The sequence below is a fragment of the Streptomyces luteoverticillatus genome (assembly GCF_003970715.1).
GTDB classification, from domain to species: Bacteria; Actinomycetota; Actinomycetes; order Streptomycetales; family Streptomycetaceae; genus Streptomyces; species Streptomyces abikoensis.
In genome coordinates this window covers 7108318-7128264 of record NZ_CP034587.1, presented here as the reverse complement: position 1 = coordinate 7128264, position 19947 = coordinate 7108318, and the positions used below count along the sequence as shown (strand labels likewise).

Annotated in this window: 10 protein-coding genes; all 10 read right to left on the bottom strand. The window is 75.6% G+C overall.

All coding sequences use genetic code 11. From position 1 onward, the window contains the following. Nucleotides 1-103 precede the first annotated feature (103 nt). The 10 genes from EKH77_RS31710 to EKH77_RS31670 all read right to left on the bottom strand — a co-directional run bounded on the left by EKH77_RS31710 (nucleotide 104) and on the right by EKH77_RS31670 (nucleotide 19895). Nucleotides 104-1855, bottom strand: a complete 1752-nt coding sequence (locus EKH77_RS31710) for a glycoside hydrolase family 15 protein (RefSeq protein WP_126917616.1) — start codon at nucleotides 1853-1855, stop codon at nucleotides 104-106. 23 nt (nucleotides 1856-1878) lie between these two features. Further along, nucleotides 1879-2037 carry a hypothetical protein gene (locus EKH77_RS33265; protein WP_164737672.1) on the bottom strand — a complete coding sequence of 53 codons (159 nt, stop codon included), beginning with the start codon at nucleotides 2035-2037 and terminating at the stop codon, nucleotides 1879-1881. Nucleotides 2038-2215: 178 nt separating this feature from the next. Beyond that, a complete protein-coding gene (locus EKH77_RS31705; RefSeq protein ID WP_397614005.1) occupies nucleotides 2216-3436 on the bottom strand; it encodes an MFS transporter in 1221 nt (406 codons plus the stop codon). A gap of 377 nt (nucleotides 3437-3813) precedes the next feature. Beyond that, on the bottom strand, nucleotides 3814-5019 hold the full coding sequence (locus EKH77_RS31700; protein ID WP_126917614.1) for an alcohol dehydrogenase catalytic domain-containing protein: 1206 nt from the start codon (nucleotides 5017-5019) through the stop codon (nucleotides 3814-3816). Nucleotides 5020-5047: 28 nt separating this feature from the next. Next, entirely contained in the window at nucleotides 5048-6118 is a 1071-nt protein-coding gene (locus EKH77_RS31695) for a class I SAM-dependent methyltransferase (RefSeq protein WP_126917613.1), read from the bottom strand. Between the two features lie 5 nt (nucleotides 6119-6123). Then, on the bottom strand, nucleotides 6124-7317 hold the full coding sequence (locus EKH77_RS31690) for a glycosyltransferase (protein WP_126917612.1): 1194 nt from the start codon (nucleotides 7315-7317) through the stop codon (nucleotides 6124-6126). After that, entirely contained in the window at nucleotides 7314-8066 is a 753-nt protein-coding gene (locus EKH77_RS31685) for an alpha/beta fold hydrolase (protein WP_126917611.1), read from the bottom strand. The genes EKH77_RS31690 and EKH77_RS31685 overlap by 4 nt, the downstream gene beginning before the upstream one ends. A gap of 35 nt (nucleotides 8067-8101) precedes the next feature. Continuing rightward, complete coding sequence (locus EKH77_RS31680; RefSeq protein ID WP_126917610.1) at nucleotides 8102-8422, bottom strand: acyl carrier protein; 321 nt, start codon at nucleotides 8420-8422, stop codon at nucleotides 8102-8104. After that, on the bottom strand, nucleotides 8419-12936 hold the full coding sequence (locus tag EKH77_RS31675) for a type I polyketide synthase (protein WP_276319253.1): 4518 nt from the start codon (nucleotides 12934-12936) through the stop codon (nucleotides 8419-8421). Before EKH77_RS31675 ends, EKH77_RS31680 begins: the two co-directional genes overlap by 4 nt. Next, nucleotides 12933-19895, bottom strand: coding sequence for a type I polyketide synthase (locus EKH77_RS31670; protein WP_126917609.1), 6963 nt, complete (start codon nucleotides 19893-19895; stop codon nucleotides 12933-12935). The genes EKH77_RS31675 and EKH77_RS31670 overlap by 4 nt, the downstream gene beginning before the upstream one ends. Nucleotides 19896-19947 lie beyond the last annotated feature (52 nt).

The window sequence follows — 19947 nt, the reverse complement described above, 5'->3', positions numbered from 1 at the left end:
CGCCGGCCCCGCCGCCAGTGTCGTCGTTCTTCAGCAGGCTGGCATACGACGGGGCGCCCCACATCTCGGTGCCTCGCGAGCCGCGACGCCGCGTCCGCTCGCGCTACGCGCCCCACGGCCGGTTCAGCCGAACCGCGCATTCGAGCATCAGGGCGTGGACGAAGGCTTGCGGCAGATTGCCGCGCATCTGCCGCAGACCGACGTCGTACTCCTCGGAGTACAGACCGGCCGGTCCACAAGCGGCGCGGTTGCGCTCGAACCAGCGGTACGCCTCCACTTCGTGGCCCTGCCGGTGTTGCGCCAGGGCCACGGCGAATCCGCACAGCAGGAACGCGCCCTCCGCCTCGTTGAGCGGGCGTCCGTCGTGGCGGAAACGGTAGGCGAAGTGGTCGTCGGTCAGCCGACGGGTGTAGGCGCGCAGGGTGGCGGCGTTCCGCGGGTCGTCCGCCGGCAGGGCGCCCCGGACGAGGGGCATCAGCAGGGCTCCGTCGAGACCGGGGTCACCGGGAGAGCGCTGCCAGCGGCCCGAAGGGTGCAGGCTGTGCGCGGCGGTGTCGGCGATCAGCGCGTCCGCCAGCTCCGTCCAGCGTGCCGTCCGGGCGGTCGACGGGCCGGCTCGCGCCATGGCCCGCAGTCCGGCGGCGCAGATCAGCCTGCTGTGGGCCCAGTGCCGGGGGGAGAGCTCCCACATGCCGGAGTCGGGCTCCCTCCAGCGCCGGTCGATCGCCTGGGCCGCCGTCTCCGCGGCCCGTCGGCCGTCGTCGTCCAGCCGGTCGTGACGCGCGGCGGCCGCCAGCAGGAGCAGGGCCTCGCCGAAGGCGTCGAGCTGGAACTGTTCGCCGCCCCGGTTTCCCACCAGGTCGTGGCCCCCCGGATAGCCGGGAAGCTCGAGCCGGTGCTGACCGGGGACGTCGCGTCCTTCGGCGGTGTAGACGGGGGCCAGGCCGGGGCCGTCGTCGAGCAGCCGGGCCGTGGCGAAGCGGACCGCGTCGTCGAGCAAGGGGTGGGCCTCGTCGGCGGCGACCGCCTGACCGGCGATGCACAGGTCACGGATCCACACGTACCGGTAGTCGTAGTTGCGGTCCTCCCCGGCCCGCTCGGGCAGGCTGGTCGTGGCGGCCGCCACCATGCCCCCGGACCGGGCGGTCAGTCCCCGCAGGACCGCGTACGACTGACGGGCGTCCCGGGGGGCGACGGTGCCCTGGAGGCGGGGCACCGCCCGTTCCCACGCCGTCTCGGTCTCCGCCCAGCACCGGGCGGCCTCGGGCGGCCGCGGCGGCAGTTCCCGGTCGCTGATCTCGAGCACCAGGTCGTGGCGGGTGCCCGGCTCGACCGTCAGGTCCATGGTCAGCCTGTGGCCCTCCGGGCCCTCCGGGCGGGCGTTCGCCCCACCCGACCAGCGCATCCGCAGCTCTCCGACGGCCCCGGTCCACACCCCGTCGTGCTCGTGCGTGGCACGCAGCGGGCCCTCGCCGAAATCCGCGCGGGGTTCCAGCACCACGGCCAGCCGCGCGCGGTCCGGTGAGGCGATGATCCGGCGGAGGATGACCGCGCAGTGCGGGTCGCCGGGGAAGGCCAGCGCCTCACGGCACTCGAACACGCCCTCTTCGGTGATCCGGCGGGTGCGCCAGATGAGCGACCCTTCCTCGTAGCGGCCGCCCCAGACGTGGCGGGCCACCGGAGTGGCCGCGTAGACACCCCTGCCGCCGATCAGAGTGGAGAAGACGGCACCGGAGTCCCAGCGCGGCGCGCACATCCAGGTGACGTCGCCGAAAGGACCCACCATGGCACCGCGTTCACCGTCCGCGAGCAAGGCGTACCGGTCCAGCGGCTGAGGCGGGAATTCACCTGGCATGCGGTCCGACTCCCCTCCCGGCCTCAGTAGCCGCCCAGGAGGCTTCGCACCCGGCGCAGGGCCTCGGGCCCGGCGGCGCTGTGCCGGCGCGACGGGTCGGCGGGGCGCCGTCCCCACGGCAGCAGGACCCGTACGGCCGCGTCGCTCTCGATGGCGACCGACACCACGCGGTGCTCGGTCACGCCTCGCACCACGTGCCGTCGCGGGGCCCGCGCGCCCGCACGGCGTGCGCGAACGCCGCCGGCTCCGGGAGGGTGGCGTCGACCTGAGAGGGGACCATGCGCCATGGGTTCCAGAATGGCCCCCCGGTCAAACCAATACGGGCCGCGATCGTGTGATCGCGGCTCGGCGCGGTCCCCTTTACGCGGCTGTCTGGAAGGCGGGCTCGGCGGCCCGGACGCCGGCCACGGCAGGGACTGCCGTGGTGCGACGGCGGGCAAGGGTGCCGGCACCGATGACGGCCACGATCACCACACCACCGATCACGAGAGCGCCGCGCTCACCGGCGCCCTGGACCAGCAGGCCCAGCATCGGCGGACCCGCCAGACTCCACCCCGTGCTCACACTGCGCCACACACCCAGGACCCGGCCCCGCATATGCGCGGGAGGATCGGTCTGGAGCACGGTGGCGGTCGCGGTGTCCACCACCGACTCGGCGATGGCCATCGGCACCACCATCAGCAACAGCATGCCCAGGACGGGGCTGAGCCCCGCCACGATCTGCAGCACCGCACCCGCCGCCGCCAGCAGGGCGACCAGCCGCACCGTGGGCCGCCGCAGCCGCCCGGCCACCACCGCGCCGACGATGCCGCCGACGGCGAGCAGGGCCGAGACCAGGCCATACGCGCCGGCGCCGCCGTGCAGCGGGCCGGTCACGAGCGTGGCCAGGGTGAGCTGATAGTTACGGCCCAGGACCGCGCTCACCGCGCCGATCACGGCCAGCGCCACCAGCGCCCGACGGCTGAAGAAGAACGCCAGACCACCACGAGCATCCGACTCCCGCTCGGCAGGCACCACCGCAGCGGCGGCGGCCTGGGGATGCAGGCGGAGGAAGGGGATGACGGCGGTCACGAAGAGGAACGACAGACCGTTGACCACATACGCCCCCGCCGTACCGATCACCGCGATACCCACGGCCGCCAGCGCGGTACCCGCCAGCCGGCCGACGCTGTGCACGACCGAGCCGAGCGCGATCGCGGAGGGAACGTCCCGCTCCGGGACGAGATCGTTGCCCAGCAGCGACGTGGCGGGCCCGTCGACGGTGGCGATCAGGCCGGTGACCGCCGACAGGCCCATCAGGACCGGCAGCGACAGCTCACCGAAGGCCACCAGCGCCGCCGTGGTGAAGGCCACCAACGCCAGCAGCGCCTGGCTCACCGCGGCGGTCAGCTTCCGCGGCCAGCGGTCGACGACCGCGCCACCCAGCAGCCCGAACAGCAGGCCCGGAGCGGCCTGCACCGACAGCGACAGACCCGTCGCGGCGGCCGAGCCCGTCAGCTGCAGAACCAGCAGGTTCTGCACGGTCAGCTGCATCCACGTGCCCAGATTCGACACCAGATTCGCCGCCGACCACCACCGCATACTCCGACCGCGCAGACAACGCCACGGCGACCTGTCACCAGAGGCCGCCCCACGACGGGCGAGGAGCGCGCGGACAGGCCGCACGACAGCGGTTTCGGGCGTGGCAAGGCCGGCATGACGGCGGAAACTGCGGAAAGGGAGGCGCAAAGGTCCGGTCCGGAGGTCGGGAACAGCGGGCCGGCCACCAACGCACCCCAAACCGGGCAGCGAGCACCCCGCGAGGCGCGGGCCGGAAACACCGGGCCCGCCCACTAAAAGGGCAGATCCGGCATCCCGGACATGGTCACAAGCGCTTCCCCACCCGGGGAAGCGCGTCCGCTATGCGGTGGATCACACCCTGGAAACCCCCTGCTCACGGCGCAGCAGGGTGCCCCACGTCACGCGGCCGCCGCCGACGCCGGCGTCAGCAACGTCTTGACCATCCCGTCCCCCTTGGCCTGGAACGTCCGGTACGCCTCGGGAGCGTCCTCCAGCGGGAGGACGTGTGTCGCGAAGCCCTCCACGCCGAGCGGGTCCGCGTCGTCGAGCAGCGGGAGGATCTCCCCCACCCAGCGCCGGACATTGGCCTGGCCCATGCGCAGCTGCACCTGCTTGTCGAAGAGCGTCATCATCGGCATCGGGTCGGTCATGCCGCCGTACACGCCGGAGACGGAGACGGTGCCGTCGCGCCGTACGATCCCGATCGCGGTGTGGAGCGCCGCCATGGAGTCGACGCCGGCGTGCTCCATCAGCTTCCGCGCCCACGGACCGGGCAGCAGCCCGGTGAACTGCTGGGCGGCCTTCCAGCCGGGTGAGCCGTGTGCCTCCATGCCGACGGCGTCGATGACCGCGTCGGTCCCCCGGCCCTCGGTCAGGTCCTGGACGGCGGCGACCAGGCCACCGTCGTCGCCGGTGTGGTCACGCAGGTCGAGCGTCGTCACGCCGCGCGCGGCGGCCCGGGCGATCCGCTCGGGCACCAGGTCCACGCCGATGACCAGGCCGGCGCCCCGGTGGAGGGCGATCCGGGCGGCCATGTCGCCGATCGGTCCCAGGCCCAGGACCGTCAGGCTGCCGCCGGGCGGGACGGCCGTGTACTCCACGGCCAGCCAGGCCGTGGGTAGGACGTCGGAGAGGTAGACGTACCGCTCGTCCGGCGGCCCCTGCGGCACGCTGACGGGCATGGTGTCGCCGAAGGGGACGCGCAGGAACTCGGCCTGCGCGCCGGGGACCTGGCCGTAGAGCCTGCTGTAGCCGAACAGCGCGGCGCCCTTGTCGTGCGACCGCACCTGGGTGGTCTCGCACTGCGACTGGAGGCCCTGGTCGCACATGAAGCAGTTCCCGCACGCGATGTTGAAGGGCACGACGACCCTGTCGTCGGCGGCGACGGCGGTGACGTCGGGGCCGGTCTCCTCGACGATGCCGATCGGCTCGTGACCGAGGATGTCGCCCGCCTCCAGGAAGGGCCCGAGGACTTCGTAGAGGTGGAGGTCCGAGCCGCAGATCCCGGTCGAGGTAACGCGGACGATCACATCCGTGGGTTCCTCGATCCCCTCGTGCTGCCTCGTGCGCGTTCGGAAGCCGGAACTCCGGCCTCTCCAGCTCACGCCCCGCGCCCGTCGGCCGCAACCCGGGTCAGCCGCCGTCGGCGCCTCCCACGCGTGCCACCACCCGGTACGCGTTGGAGAACCGGGTGCGGCGGACGAGCGGGGCCGTGAGCTGCTCGACGGCGAAGGCGGCGAGCAGCAGGGGGACGGCCGCCCAGAAGAGGGCGGGGCGCAGGGCCCGCCGGAGCAGACCGGGCGGGGCGGGGTGCCAGGGGGCGTCGTCCCGGGGCAGGAACCGGCTCAGGGCGAGGAGGACCGCGCCGGCCAGGTCGACGGGGATGTGGGGCTCCCGCCGGTCGACGGCCACGACGGTGCAGCCCAGTGACTCCAGTTCGTCGCGCAGATTGGCCGCCGGGATCAGGTGGAGGTGCTGCGGCTGGAAGTACGGCACCCACCAGCGGCCGAGGATCCTGGCCGTGAGGCATTCGGGGTCGGGCACCTCGATCACCAGGTGGCCGCCCGGTTCGAGAACCGCGAGGGCGGCGGCGAGCTCCTGACGCGGGTCCGGGGTGTGTTCGAGGCAATGGAACATGCTGACCACGTCGTAGCGGCCCGCCAGCTTGGGCGCGAGGTCGGTGAGCCGGCCCCGGTGTCCTTCGGTGACGTGGCCGAGGCGCTCGGCGTGCTCCACGCCCTCGCCGATGTCCAGGCCGTCGAAGACGGTGGACGGATGGATCTCGCGGGCGGCCTGCGGGAAGTGGCCCTTGCTGGTGCCGACGTCCAGCCAGCGCCGTGGGCGGCAGAAGGGGAGGACGGAGCGGGCGGCGGCGAGGTAGCGGTTGCGGGTGAATCCGGCGTCGGCGAAGCCTTTCAGGGCTTCGCCGCTGAAGCCGTCGTAGAAGTCCCGGTAGTAGAAGTCGAGGCCGTCCGCCGTGAGCCGGGGGTTCTGGAAGGAGTGGGCGCAGTCGCGGCACTGGTCGAGGACGAAGGTGCCGGGCTTTCGCTGGAGCAGGTCGACGGTGCGCAGCCGGGTACGCAGCCGGGCTGACCCGCACCAGGGGCAGTCGGCACGGCGGGGGTGGTGGAAGCGCTCCGTGCCCTGGGCGAGTTCGCGCTGGTAGGCGGGGCGGAGGCGGGCGGCCTCGGCGCGTCGGTCCATGGGTTTCACCGTCTTTCGGGTCGTGCGGCGCGGGCCGCCAGTCGTTCGAGGTGCGCTGCCGCCGCCCGGCTGCCTCCGGCCGCGTGGAAGGAGTCGCGGACGCGGTGGGCGGCCGCCCGGTACCGGGGGTCAGTGAGGACGTCGTCCAGCGCGGCACCGATGGTGTGGCGGTCGCCGCGGCCGAAGCGCACCCGGACGCCGGCGCCCGCCGCCGTGACCTGGGTGGCGACCACGGGCTGGTCGTCCCGGATCGGCGCGACGACGAGGGGCACCCCGTGCCACAGGGACTCCGCGACGGTGTTGTGCCCGGCATGGCAGACGACGGCGGATGCTCTTTCCATCAGGGCGAGCTGGGGCAGCCGGGGCGCGGCCAGCACGTCGCCGTCGGACATCCCGCCGAGTGCCCCGCCCGGGTCCGCGATCACCGCCTGGGCGGTGCGGGCCCGCGCGCGTACGGCCGCGGCGCACTCGGTGAGGAAACGGTCGCCGGTATCGGTGTTGGCGGTGCCGAGGGAGACGAGCACGGTGGCCCGGCCCGGGTCCAGCCACTCCCAGGGGAAGGGGACGCCGGGGGTGCGGGTGGCCGGGGCGGGTCCCACGTAGCGGCTCTGCGGCCGGTGGACGGGGGGCTCGCCCGCCAGCGCTCCGGTGGTGAAGACCAGGACGAGGTGCGGGGAGAAGCGCGGGTCGTGGGTGTGCGCCGGGTCGCCGAGGGATGCGCGCAGGCCGCCGAGCAGCCCCGCGATCCACTCCTCGACCTTGGGCGTGGTGGTGAGCGCGGCGGAGAACTCGGCGGGGGTCGTGGCCGAGGTGGCCCACGGGACACCGAGCCGTTCGGCGGTCAGGGCGCCGGCCAGGGCCTGCTGGTCGGCGACGATGACGTCCGGGCGGAAGGCCGCGACGGCCTCCCGCACCCCGGGCGCCATGGCCGTGGCGAGCGGCCCCAGGAAGTCCTCCCACAGGAAGCGCAGCGCGGCGAAGCCGCGCAGTGCCGGCGGTCTGCGCACCTCGCGGAGGGTCGCGCAGGGGTATGTCCGCGCGTCGGGCCCGGCCCACTCCTCGATGAGCTCGGGGCAGCCGGCCCAGCCCACCCGGTGGCCGCGCCCGGCGAGCTCGGCCGCGACGCCGGCGGCCGGATTGATGTGTCCCACGAGCGGCGGCACGACGAAGAGAAAGCGCCTCTCCCCTGGGCCGCTCATGTCCTTACCGCCGCCCCGGCCCGGTGCCCCGAGCCGAGCCAGTCCACCAGGATTCCGGCGACCGTCCGGGGCGCTTCGACGAGCACGGAGTGGCCGTACCCGTCGACGCGCACGGTGCGGCAGTCGGGAAGCAGGGATTCCAGGTGGGGCGCCGTCTCCGCGAGGTCGGAGGTGCCCCCGTAGACGGCGAGGACGGGCACGCCGAGGGTGCGCCAGCGGTCCTCGGCGGGGACGCGGCTGGCCGCGATGTCCTCGGCGGCCGTGGTTCCGTGCAGCAGCGGGCAGGAGCGGCGGCCCAGCCTGGCCTCGTGCCCGCCGTAGTGCTCCGCGAGCCAGGGCAGGGCCCGCTCGTCGCGCAGCCGCCGCGCCGCGTCGGCGAGGATTCCGCCGAGTTTCTCGGCCCAGGCCGGGGTGGGGGGTTCCGACTCGACGACGAGGACGCTGGCGAGCCGGCCCGGGTGGTGGAGCGCGTAGTCGAGGGCGACGGTGCCGCCGAAGGAGGTGCCGACGAGGTGGACGTCGCCGGACGGGTGCAGGCCGTCGAGGAGGGCGGCGAGGTCGCCGGTGAAGTCCTCCAGGCGGTAGCCGCTGGCGGGGCGTTCGCTGCGGCCGTGCCCGCGCTGGTCGTACATCACCACCTGGTGCCCGGCGGCGGCGCAGGCGGGGGCGACGGTGAAGTAGTAGCTGGCCAGGTTGTCCATCGCGATGCCGTGCACCAGGACGACGGTGTCCCCGCCGGGCCGCCCCATGCGGGTCACGTTCAGCCGTGGGGAGCGGACCGCCGTCACCGCAGGCAACCGGCGACGTAGCGGACGACCTGCCCGACGGAGAGCCCGATGATCTCCGGCAGTTCGAGGGAGGCGAAGAACCGGGGGAAGTCGACGCGGTCGCCGTACCGGCTCCCGAGCAGGCCGGTGAGCGTCACCAGGTCGATCGACTCCAGGTCCAGGTCCTCGACGAACCGCGTGTCCATGGTGAGGGGCGTGGCCTCCAACTCGACCGGGTCGAGCACGGCGGACATGGCCTCGGTGAGCGCGGTGAGGACCTCGGCCTCGTCCGGGCCGTGGGCCGGGGCGGACGCGTCGGGGGTGGGGGTGGTGGTCACGGGGGGTTCTCCTCCTGGTGCTGCCGGCGGTGGTCGTCGGCCCCGTCCCCGGTCCGGGCGGCGTCCTCGGTCCAGGCGACGACGTACCGCCGGGGACGCAGGCCGGAGGGGTTGGCCGTCTCGGCGAAGGACACGGAGTGGACGCGGCCGGAGGGCGCGCGCACGGTCGTCCGGCCGGCCTCGTCCACGCGCACCCGGAAGTCGCGCGGCCGGCCCATCAGCCCGGTGCCTTCCGCCTTGGCCGCGGCCTCCTTGGCCGCCCAGACGCGGGTGAGGGCCCGCGGCCCGCCGCCGAGCCGGTCGAGGAGCGCCCGTTCGTCGTCGGCGAGGACGGCGTCGCGGGTGGCCGCCGGCCGTTCGGTGATCTCCTCGATGTCGATGCCGACGGGCGCGGCGCCGACGGGGCGGACGAGGGCGACGGCGGCCTCCTCGCAGTGGGCGAGCGACAGATCGAGCGGCGGGAGCTCCCGGCCGTGGACGCCCTCGGGGTGCGGCCGTCCGTCGGCGTCGTTGCGGACGCGGATCTCGGCGGGAAAGACCGGCCCCGCGCCGTGTTGCCACAGGTGGTGGCGGACGGCGTCCTTGGCGGCGATCCGGCCGAGCAGCCATTGCCGTCTGCCGCGCGGCGGCCGGTCCGCGTAGGCCCGGCGCTCGGCGGCGCCCATCAGGTTGCGGACCGTCAGCTCGCGGGAGGCGGGATCGGGCCAGTGGTCGAAGACCAGGTGCCAGCCGCCGTCCCGCGCCTGGGCCACGGTGCTGTGCCCGGGCCGCCGTCGGATGCCCTCGGTGACGGCCGGCGAGTCGAACCGGCGGTCCTCCCAGCCCCGGATCTCGCACCAGACCATGCCGTCGCGACCGAGCTGGAGGTCGGCCGCCAGTAGCGTCTCCGTGAGCGAGGTGATGCGAATGTGGCAGTCGACGCGCGTGCCGGGGGCCGGTTCCGGGCCGTGGTAGCGGATGTCGCGGATCCCGGCGGGCAGCACGACGGTGCGGTCGGCACGGGTGGCCATGAGCCAGTAGCCCAGCAGTTGCCCCGCGTTGTCGAGGAGCGCGCCGGGGGCCGGCGGGGCGGTGAGTACGCCGCGTACGTGCCGGTCGCCGAGCGCGGTGACGGCGGTGACGCCACGGAAGAGCGGGCCGTGGAACATCCACCGCTCCTCGTACATCCGCCGGGCCGAGACCGTGGGCACGGATTCGCCTGCGGGTACGGGCCAGGCGGGGGGTGGTGCCGGGTGGCGGGGCGCGGTCTCGACGTCGGCGCGCGCGTACCGGCCGAGCTCGACGTGCCGGCGGTCCGCTCGTCGCCCGTCCGGGGCCACGTTCACGGGTACGTCGACGGGCGGCTCGGCGGCGAGCCACTCGAGGAACCGGGCGTCCCGGACGGCCACCGGCGTGCCGCCTCCGGACGCCGCCACCGCGTCGGTCATGTGCCGGACGAGCGTCGTGGCGGGCACGACGGGCCAGCGGTCGCCGAGGTCGGGCCAGCCGGGCCGTTGGGCGAAGAAGCAGTGGTCCACCAGGTAGGGCATGGTGTCCAGGCTCACCCGTATCGAGCGGCGGTGGACGACGTCCGCCGCATCGCGGTTGTCCGTCGTGTCGCGCTCCGCGCTCGGAGCGGGCATCGGAGCGGGGATCGCCGGGGCGCGGGGCGTCTCCAGTGCCGTGAAGACGGCCGTGGCGGCGTCGGCCGTCTCGGCCAGCAGGTCCCGCAGCTCCCCCGCCTCGGGGAAACGCCCGGCCACCGCGTCCAGCCGGCCCGGTCCGCCGAGGGATCCGCTGAGGGCCGTACGCAGCCGGTCCCGTGTCGCGGGCTTCAGGGACACGGGACCGGCGTCCAGCGCCAGCCGCACCCCGGCTCGTACATCGGCTCGTGTGCCGGTCCGTCCGCCGGTGGGCAGGGCGCGGAAGTCGGGGTCCGCGCCGAACGCCCACAGCCCGGCCACGACCCGGCTCAGCTGGGGCAGGGCGCCCCGGCGGGCGTGCACCGCCGTGACCGCCAGATGCTCGCGCTCGCCGAGCGTGTCGCCCACCAGGGCGGGCAGTTGGCCCTCGCCGGCCTGGACGAAGGCCCGGAACCCGGCGGCGTGGAGGGCGTCGACGAGGCCGCGGAAACGGACCGGCTCCAGCAGGTGGCGGACGAACAGGTCCCGCACCGCCGGGGGCTCGTCGGGGAAGGGGGCACAGGTCGTGCCCGACCACACCGGCACCGTGGCCCGGTGGAGGGTGAAGCGCTCCATCGTCTCCCGGATCGGCCCGAGGTAGGGCGCCAGCATGGGTGTGTGGAAACCGGAAGCGAAGGGCAGCGCCTGGCCGGTCACGCCCTCGGCACGCAGCCTTTCGGTCACGGTCGCCACGTGGCGCGCCGGGCCGCAGACGACCGTCTGGTGGGGCGCGTTGTCGTGGGAGAGGACGACCTCCGGCACCCCCGCCAGGGCCGCCGCGACCCGGGCGGCGGACGCTCCGAAGGTCACGTAGGCCAGGTCCGGGACCTGTAGCGCTCCGGGGTCGAACGTCCGCAGGAACCCTTCCACTTCGCCATCGGCGAAGATGCCGCCGACGCCCATCGCCGCCCATTCGCCGACGCTGTGGCCGGCCAGGGCCTCGGCCTCGATACCGCATCGCCGCAGCACGGCGGCCAGCAGCCGTCCGCTGTCGACGACGGCGGCGCCGTGCTCCGCCACGTCACCGACGCGGGCCGTCCCCCAGCGGGGGCGGGGCAGCCCGAAGTGGCGGGCGAGGTCGTCGCCCCGGTCCGTGAAACGGGCTTCCAGGCCGGGGAAGAGGAAGGCGGTGCGCCCACCGCCGGCCGGACCGAGCACCGGCCGGGGCGCGAACCACACGTCGCGCCGGCCGCCCCACGCCCGGCCGCGCGCGACCAGCTTCCGGGCCAGGGCGAGCCGCTCGGCGCTCGGCCCGGCCACCGCCAGCCGCGCGCCTCCCGTGCCCGTGCTCGGGACGCGCAGACTCGGGTCGTCGGCGTCGAGCAGCGCGCGCAGCTCCTCGGGGGTGCCGGCGGCGAGGCGCAGGACCGGTTCGGGCTCGGTCACGGCCGTGGTCACCGCACCGGCGCGAGGGGCGAGCGGGGCGCGGGCCGGACCGGCCGGCGGGCGGAACTCCTCCAGCACCACGTGGGCGTTGATGCCGCCGAAGCCGAAGGCGTTGACCCCGGCCCGCCTGGTCTCCGCCTCCCAGGGGCGCGCCTCGGCGGCCGGGCGGAAGCGGGTGGCGAGCAGGTCGGGGTGGGGGTCCTCGCAGTGGAGGGTGGGCAGGAGCGTCCGCCGGTGGAGGGCCAGCGCGGCCTTGATCAGGCCCGCCGCCCCCGCCGCCGGCATGGTGTGGCCGATCATCGACTTGACCGAGCCGATCACCGCGTCGGGAGCGCCGGGAGAGTCGGGAGCGTCCGCGCCGTCCGGCGGGCCGAAGACCCGGCGCAGCGTGGCGATCTCGGCGGCGTCCCCCTGCGGCGTCCCCGTGCCGTGGGCCTCCAGGAGGCCGATCGAACCCGGGGCGCGGGGGTCCATGCCCGCCGCCTCCCAGGCGAGCCGCACCGCCCGCACCTGGCCGTCGGGGTCCGGCGTCACCAGGCTCGCGGTGCGCCCGTCACCGGCCACCCCGGCCCCGCTCACCACGGCGTACACCCGGTCGTCGGCGCGTACGGCGTCCGCCAGCCGTTTGAGGACGACGATGCCCGTGCCCTCGCCCATGAGCACCCCGTCCGCCTCCCGGTGGAAGGGGCGGATGCGCTGTGTCGGGGACAGCGCTCCGAGCCGGGCGAAGACGGACCACAGCGTCACGTCGTGGCAGTGGTGGACGCCGCCCGCCAGCATCACGTCGCAGCGTCCGGCGGTCAGTTCCGTGATCGCCTGCCGGACGGCCAGGAGCGACGAGGCGCAGGCCGCGTCGACCGTGTACGCGGGGCCGCGCAGGTCCAGGCGGTTGGCGACGCGCGAGGCGGCGAAGTGGGGCACGAGCCCGATGACCGAGCCGGGGTCGTCCGGTCCGAGCGCCTCCTCGAAGGCGGCGCGGACCCGTGCCAGGCGCTGCTCGCCGAGCTCGGGCAGCAGCTCCCGCAGCGTGCGGACCAGCTGCCCGGCCGTGCGCACCCGCTGGTCGAGTCGCGCGAGACCGGCCGTCAGATAGCCGCCGCGGCCCAGCACCACCCCGGCGCGGGTCCGGTCGGTCGCGGCCAGGCCGCCCGCGTCCGCGAGGGCGGCGGCGGCCGTGTGCAGGGCGATGAGCTGGTCGGGTTCGGTGGCCGGGACGGCGCCGGGCATGATGCCGAACGCGGCGGGGTCGAAGCCGGCCAGCCGGTCGTCGACGAACCCGCCGCGCCGGCAGTAGATGGCGTCCGGCCCGTAGGCCTCCTGGTCCCAGCGGCCCTCGGGGACCTGGGAGACGGCGTCGACGCCGGTGACGAGGTTGTGCCAGTACTGTTCGAGGCCGTCCGCGCCGGGCAGGGTCACCGCCATGCCGACGATGGCCACGGGCGTCTGTTTCGTCTGTTCCGCTGTCACGGCTGCCACCCCGGGGCGGCGTGGACGACCTCGTCCGTGTCGTCGTCGCCCCACGCGAGTTCGCCGAGCAGTGCCGCGACGCCCTCCTCCGGGGCGATCAGGCCGATGCCGCGCCGCGCGTACTCACGGGCGAGCTCGGGGCCGACCATCCCGCCGTGTTCGGCGTCGGGGGCCCATGGCCCCCAGTGCACCGTGAGCGCGCGGGCGCCCGTGGCCCGCCGCCATCGCCGGCCCAGGACGGCGAGCGCGTCGTTGGCGGCGGCGTAGTCGGCCTGGCCGCGGTTGCCGGAGACGGCCGCGACGGATCCGAACAGCACGACGAACCGGGGTGGTTCGGGGATCCGGCGCAGCGCGGTGAGCAGGGCGCGGGCCCCTTCCGTCTTCGTCTCGTACACGCGGCGGAAGGAGGCCGGGTCCTTGTCGGCGATGAGCTTGTCCTCGACGATCCCGGCGGCGTACACCACGCCGTCGATCCGCCCGTGGCGGGCGTGGGTCTCCTTGACCGCCTGCTCGACGGCCTCCGCGTCCCGCAGGTCGATGGTGCGGTAGCCGGCCTGTCCGCCTCCGGCGCGGATGCGGTCGAGGGTCGCGGCGGTCTCGCGCCGGGCCGTGATCAGGCGTGTCTCACGCTCGATTTCGGCCGGCTCGAGTCCGCCGTGCGCGGCCAGTGCCGCTCGCAGCGCCGTCCGGCCGCTGACGCCCGCCGTGCCCGGCGGCTCCGCGGCGTCGATGTCGCCGGTACGGCCGAGCAGCTCCACCCGGCACCCGGAGGCGGCGGTAAGGGCGACAGCGAACCGCGACCCGATCCCACGCGCACCGCCCGCGAACAACACGACGGCCTCGGGCCCGAGCCCGAGCCGACCGACGGCCGACTTGGCAGGCTCCTGCCGGGCGGAGGCTGGCCCATCGGCGGCCGACCCGTCAGGCGTGGCCACCGGGCCCGGCGCGGCGAGCGAGTCAGACGCCGCCGGCACGCCCGACGCCTCCGACGCGCTCCGCGCCGCCGACAAGCCCGGCGTGGCCTCCCGGGGCTCGGCGACGGCCAGGCGGCGCCCGCGCTCGGCGCGTTCGACGACGGGTGCGCGGTCCGGTGCGAGCAGCTCGCCGACGACCGCGTCGACGACCTGCGCGGCGGCCCATCCCCGGGGGACGGACACGACGCGGGCGGTCGTCGCCGGGTATTCGCGCGCCACGGTACGGAAGAAGCCGCCCAGTCCGGCGTCACCCCTGTCGCCGGGGTCCGCCCGGCGTACGCAGAGGAGCCAGCGCGGCCCGCGTCGCAGCAGCTCCTGGTAGCGGGGGAAAGTGTCCGGCAGCACGGAGCCCGCCGCCTCCTCGCCGGGGCCGACGAGGTGGATCACCCCGTCCGTCCGTCCGGAATCCTCAGCCGCCGTGTCGCCCCCGGACAGCGTGACGTGCGCCTCCAGATGCCCCAGCCGCTCGGCGAGGGGCCCCGCCAGGGGGCCGTTCTCGCTGTCCAGGACGAGGAAACGGCTGTCCCGCAGCACCGTGGAGCCGTCCGCCGCAGGCGCGTCGTCCAGGGGCACGGAGCGCAGGACGTACCGCCCGGGAGCGGTACCGGCCGTACTGGTACTACCTGCCTCCACCGGCCCGGCAGAGGGACCGGACGCGGGCCGCTCCCCCGCCCGCGCCGACAGCCATTCGGCGATCTCCGCCGCGGTGCGGGCCCGGGCCAGTGCCTCCACGTCCGTGTCGGCGGCCGAGGGCAGCTCCAGCCCGGCCCGTGCCAGCCGCTGCACGAGCTCGCCCGCGATCTCGGTCCGCTTGATGGAGTCCACACTGAGATCGGCCTCCAGATCGAGATGGGGCTCGATCATCTCCCGTGGGTAGCCGGTCCGTTCACTGATCACCGAGAGCACGGTGCCCAGCACGTCGGGCCGGCCGACCGCGAGCCGGCGCCCGGACGCGGCGGGGACATCGGCCACGGCCGGCACCGACGCGGGCGCGGGGACGGTCACGGGGACCACGCCGTCGCCTCGCCGCTGATCCCCCAAGTACGCCAGCAGAACGTCCCGCTGCGCCGCCACCGCCTCGCGGCTGCCGCGCAGGAACTCCCTCAGCAACGCCTCGCCGGCCCCGACCTCCGGGCCGGAGCTCGCGGCGCGCCCCACGGCCGCCGGCTCCGGCCCGGGACCACCAAGCCGCCGCGCCGGCCTGAGCCCTCCCGGCGGGACCGCGCCCTCCGCCGTCCGGACCAGATGGCCGTCCACGATCCACCCCGGCCGCTCCGGCAGCCGCTCCGGATCGGCCACGACCGCGTCCCGCCCCGCGAACAGGGCCGCCGCGTCGACCGGTACGCCGCCCGACACGGCAAGCCGGGCCAGCGACTCCAGGTGCCCGCGCAGCCCCGCGTCGGCGTGCGGCTCGAAGGGCACGGCCAGATGCGGGCGGTCGGCGAGCGTGGCGCGGACGAGCCCGGTGAGGGCCGTCCCCGGGCCCGCCTCGACGAAGACGCGGGCACCGGCCGCGTACATCGCCTCGATCTGCTCGGCGAACCGCACCGGCGCCGTGATCTGCCCGGTCAGCCGGGCCCGCGCACCGGCTTCGTCCGCCGGGTAAGGGGCCGCCGTCTCGTTGGACCACACGGGGAACTCCGGCGCTCGAAAGGGGCGTTCGGCGAGCACCGTGCCGAACGCGGTCGCCGCCTCCTCCATCACCGGGCTGTGGAAGGCGCACGCCACATCGAGCCGGCGGGCCCCGAAGCCCGCGTCCTCCAGCGCCGCCACCCCGAGCCGCACCGTCTCCTCCGGGCCCGAGACGACCGTCTGGGCCGGGGAGTTACGGGCGGCGACCACCACCCGGCCGGCCAGTCCGGCGGCCTCCAGCACGGTCTCGACCTCCGCCGCTCCCGCCGTCACGGCCGCCATGGTGCCCGGCTCGTCACCCGCCGCCGCTGCCATCGCCCCGGCCCGCAGCGCGCTCAGCTCCGGCAGGGCGTCGGCGGGGAACACACCGGCCGCGCACAGCGCCACGAGCTCCCCGTAGGAATGCCCCGCCGCCATCGCCGGGCGGATCCCGAGCTCGGCCAGCACGTCGTGGACGGCCAGGCAGGCCGCGCCGAGGGCCGGCTGCGCGTCGCGCGTGTCGGCGAGCCGGCGCCGCCGCGTCTCGTGCTCGTCCGGTCCGAACGCGGCCGGTGGGAACATCCGGGCCACCGGGGCGCCGCGCAGATGCCGGCGTGTCTCCGGGAACGCGACGAACAAGTCGGCCAGCATGCCGGGCCGTTGGCTGCCCTGCCCCGGGAACAGGAAGGCCGTCTCTCCCGTGACCCGTTCGGGTCCGGGCAGGAGGAGGCCCGGCCCCGGCCGCCCGGCCAGCGCGGCCCGCAGCAGCCCTGGCAGTTCGGCCGGGGACGACGCGACCACCGCGGCGGTGACCGGCCCGGCCGCCGTGTCCGCCGCCCGGCGTGCCGCCGTCAGCGCCAGATCGCGCAGCCGCCACGGCCGCCACACCGCCTCCGCGTCGTCGGAGCCACGGATCGCGTGGGCCTCGTTCGTCTCCGCCAGCCGCAGCAGGTCCTCGATCGCCGCGTCGCCGCGGAAGAGGAACAGCTCCGCCGGCCAGCCACCGACGTGCCGCCGCGGCGGCACGTCGTCGCCGCCCTCCAGCACCACGTGGTAGTTGGTGCCGCCGAAGCCGAAGGCGCTGACCCCGGCCACGCGCTCGGCGGCCGGCTCCGCCGCCCAGGGCAGCGCCCGGTCGTGGAAGACGAACGGGCTGCTGTCCGGCCGCCACGCCGGATCGGGCCGCCGCAGGTGGAGCGTCGGCGGCCGCACCCCGGTGTGGAGCGCCAGCGCCGTCTTGATCAGTCCGGCCAGGCCGGCGGCACACTTCGTGTGGCCGATCTGCGACTTCACCGAACCGGCCACGCACCCGCCCGGCTCCGCGCCGGCCGCCGCGAACACCTCCGACAGCACGCCCAGTTCCGTGCGGTCGCCGACCGCCGTGCCGGTGCCGTGGGCCTCCAGCAGGCCGACGCGGGCCGGGGAGATCCGGGCCTGCGCGTAGGCCCGCTCCAGGGCCGTGCGCTGCCCCTCCGGCCGTGGCGCGGTCAGCCCGAGCGACCGGCCGTCGCTGGACGAGCCGACGCCCTTGACCACCGCGTAGACCCGGTCCCCGGCGCGGCGCGCGTCCGCCAGCCGCTTCAGCACGAGGCACGCGACGCCCTCTCCCAGCGCGATGCCGTCCGCGTCGGCGTCGAACGTACGGCAGCGGCCGGTGGGGGACAGCGCGCGCACCGATGAGAAGAGCAGGTAGTCGTTGATCCCGTTGTGCAGGTCGGCTCCCCCGCACAGGGCGACGTCCGCGGCTCCCGTCACCAGTTCCTTGCACGCGGCGTCGAGCGCGGCCAGCGAGGAGGCGCAGGCCGCGTCGACGGTGAAGTTGGCCCCGCCGAGCCCGAGCCGGTTGGCGATGCGGCCCGAGACGACATTGGCCAGCATTCCCGGGAACGAGTCCTCGGTCAGTCGCGGAAGCCGTTCCTCCAGCTCCTTCGGGAGCCGCCCGCCGAGATAGGACGGCAGGACGGTCCGCAGGGTGATCGCGTGGGACAGATCGCTGCCCGCCTCCGCGCCGAAGACGACGCACGTACGGTCGCGCGGGAACGCCCGGTGCTCGTACCCGGCGTCCGCCAGGGCGCGCCGGGCCGCTTCCAGGGCCAGCAATTGCACCGGCTCGATGGAGGCGAGCGAGGAGGGCGGGATGCCGTAGCGGAGGGGGTCGAAGGCGATGCCCGGCAGGAAGCCGCCCCACTTGGACGCCGAGACGTCCGCTGCCCGGGCGCCCTCGCCGTGGTGCAGCGCCGGATCCCAGCGTGACGGGGGCACCTCGGTGACGGCGTCGGCACCGCCGAGGACATTGGCCCAGAACGCCGGCAGGTCGGGCGCGCCGGGGAACATGCAGGCCATCCCGACGATCGCGACGTCCAGCGGCTCGGGGACGGGCGGCCTGTCCGCCACGTACGGGGCTGCCGTGCGGGGCCGGTCCCCGGCCGGGGATGCGGACCTCCGCTCGTAGAAGGCCGCCGCGCGGTCCGTCACGTCCCGGTGCAGCTCGGCCACGGTGGTGACGGCCTGCCGCAGCACCGCCACTTCCCCGGCCATGAAAAGGCCCTCGTCCAACTGCCGCCGCTCGTCCACCTCCCGCAGCGCCTCGCCCACCCGCTCGACGCCCTTGCTGGCGACGCGCAGCCGCCCGATGTTGAGTCGCTCCAGCCGGTCCCACGCCTCCCGCCCGGAGACCCCCTCCCGGCGCAGCTCCTCCTTGTGGGCGGCGTACGCGTCGGTGTACGGGCTGGGGGCGCAGCGGATGACGTGCCCGGGGGCGGCGTCGAGCAGGACCGTGCGCTCCGCCGCGGCGACCGTGCGCTGGAAGAGCGGCCGTACCGCGCCGCACTCCACCGCCTCGCGGCTGAAGAGGTACGCGGTGCCCATCAGCAGCCCGACCGCCACCCCGCGCTCGGTGAGACCCGAGGACAGGGCGGCCACCATGGCCGCCGACCGGGCGTCGTGCACTCCGCCCGCGAACAGCACCTCGACGCCCGCCGGCCCGTCGCCCTTCCGCGCGTCCAGGAAGTCGGTCAGGACGCCGAGCTGGGCCTCCCACAGCGGGAAGGCGTTGCGCGGCCCGATGTGGCCGCCGCACTCGGCGCCTTCGAAGACGAACCGCCGCGCGCCGGCGGCCAGGAACTGCCCGAGCAGTCCGGGCGAGGGGGCCTGGAGGAACGTCCGGATGCCGAGCGCCTCCAGCGCGGCCGCCTGTGCCGGGTGGCCGCCGGCGAGGACGGCGTGGGAGGGGCGCAGTTCCTTCACGGCCTCCAGTTGCGCGGCGCGCACCGGCTCGGGCGCGAAGCCCAGGATGCCGACGCCCCACGGCCGGCCGCCGAGCGTGGCGCCCGTCTCCTTGAGGAGCGACCGTGTGCTGCCGGGGCCGGCCAGGGCGAGCGCGACGACCGGGAGCCCACCCTCGTCCGCCACTGCGGTCGCGAACCGCGCCTGGTCGCTGACGCGCGTCATCGGCCCCTGGACGACCGGGAGGGCGGTGCCCAGCGCCCGGCTCATGGCCGAGCCGGGGCGCAGCAGCCGTGGTGCGCCGGGGTCCTGGAGCGCCTCGTCCACGGCGGCGCGCAGGGAGCGTACGGCGACCGCCACGGTCCGGTGGTCGCGGGCGAATCTCTCCGCGAGGAACGCGTCCTGCCCGAACGGCACGGCGCGCCCGCGCGGCGCGGCCTGAAGGGCGGGGTGGCCGGGGTCCAGCACGCGCCGCCCGTCGAGGACGGTGGTGCCGGTGCCGTCCGACGAGCGCAGCAGGCGGGCGAGCCAGGACGGGGTGGCCGCCTCCGCCAGCAGCGCCAGTTGTACGTCGAGCACGACTCCGGCGGCTCCGGCGAGCACGGCCGCGGCGGCCGTGCGGGGCCCGATCCCGCCGCACGCCCACACCGGGACGCCCAAGTCCTCGTCCGCCAGGAGCTGTTGGAGCAGCACATATGTCGACAGCTCGCCGGTGGGTCCGCCGCACTCGCTCCCCCGGCCGATGACGCCGGCCGCCCCGGCCCGTACGGCGGCGCGCGCCTCGGCCAGCGAGCGTGCCTCGGCGAGCACGGTCACCTTTCGCGCCCGGTCCACGGGCCATCGCACGCCGGGTGCCAGGAGGACCGTGCGCGGTCCCCCCTCGGCGTCCGGGCCGAGCACCTCCTCCGGCCGTAGCGCGCACTCGTCCTGGACCCGCACCCCGAAGGCGCCGTGCGCCCATTGGCGCATCAGCCCCAGTGCCTCCCGTGCCCGGCGGTCGCCGCGTCCGAGATCGAGTACTCCGAGCCCGCCTGCCGCGCAGACGGCGGCCGCGATGCGCGCGTCGGGCTCGCCGAAGGGACTGACACCGATGACGGTATGCACCACGGAGGCGTCTCCCCACCACGCGCACGACTGGTCGACTCTCATCACCGTGGCACGGAAGATCGGTCGGCGGTAAGGGCGTCCGGCGGGGCGCGCG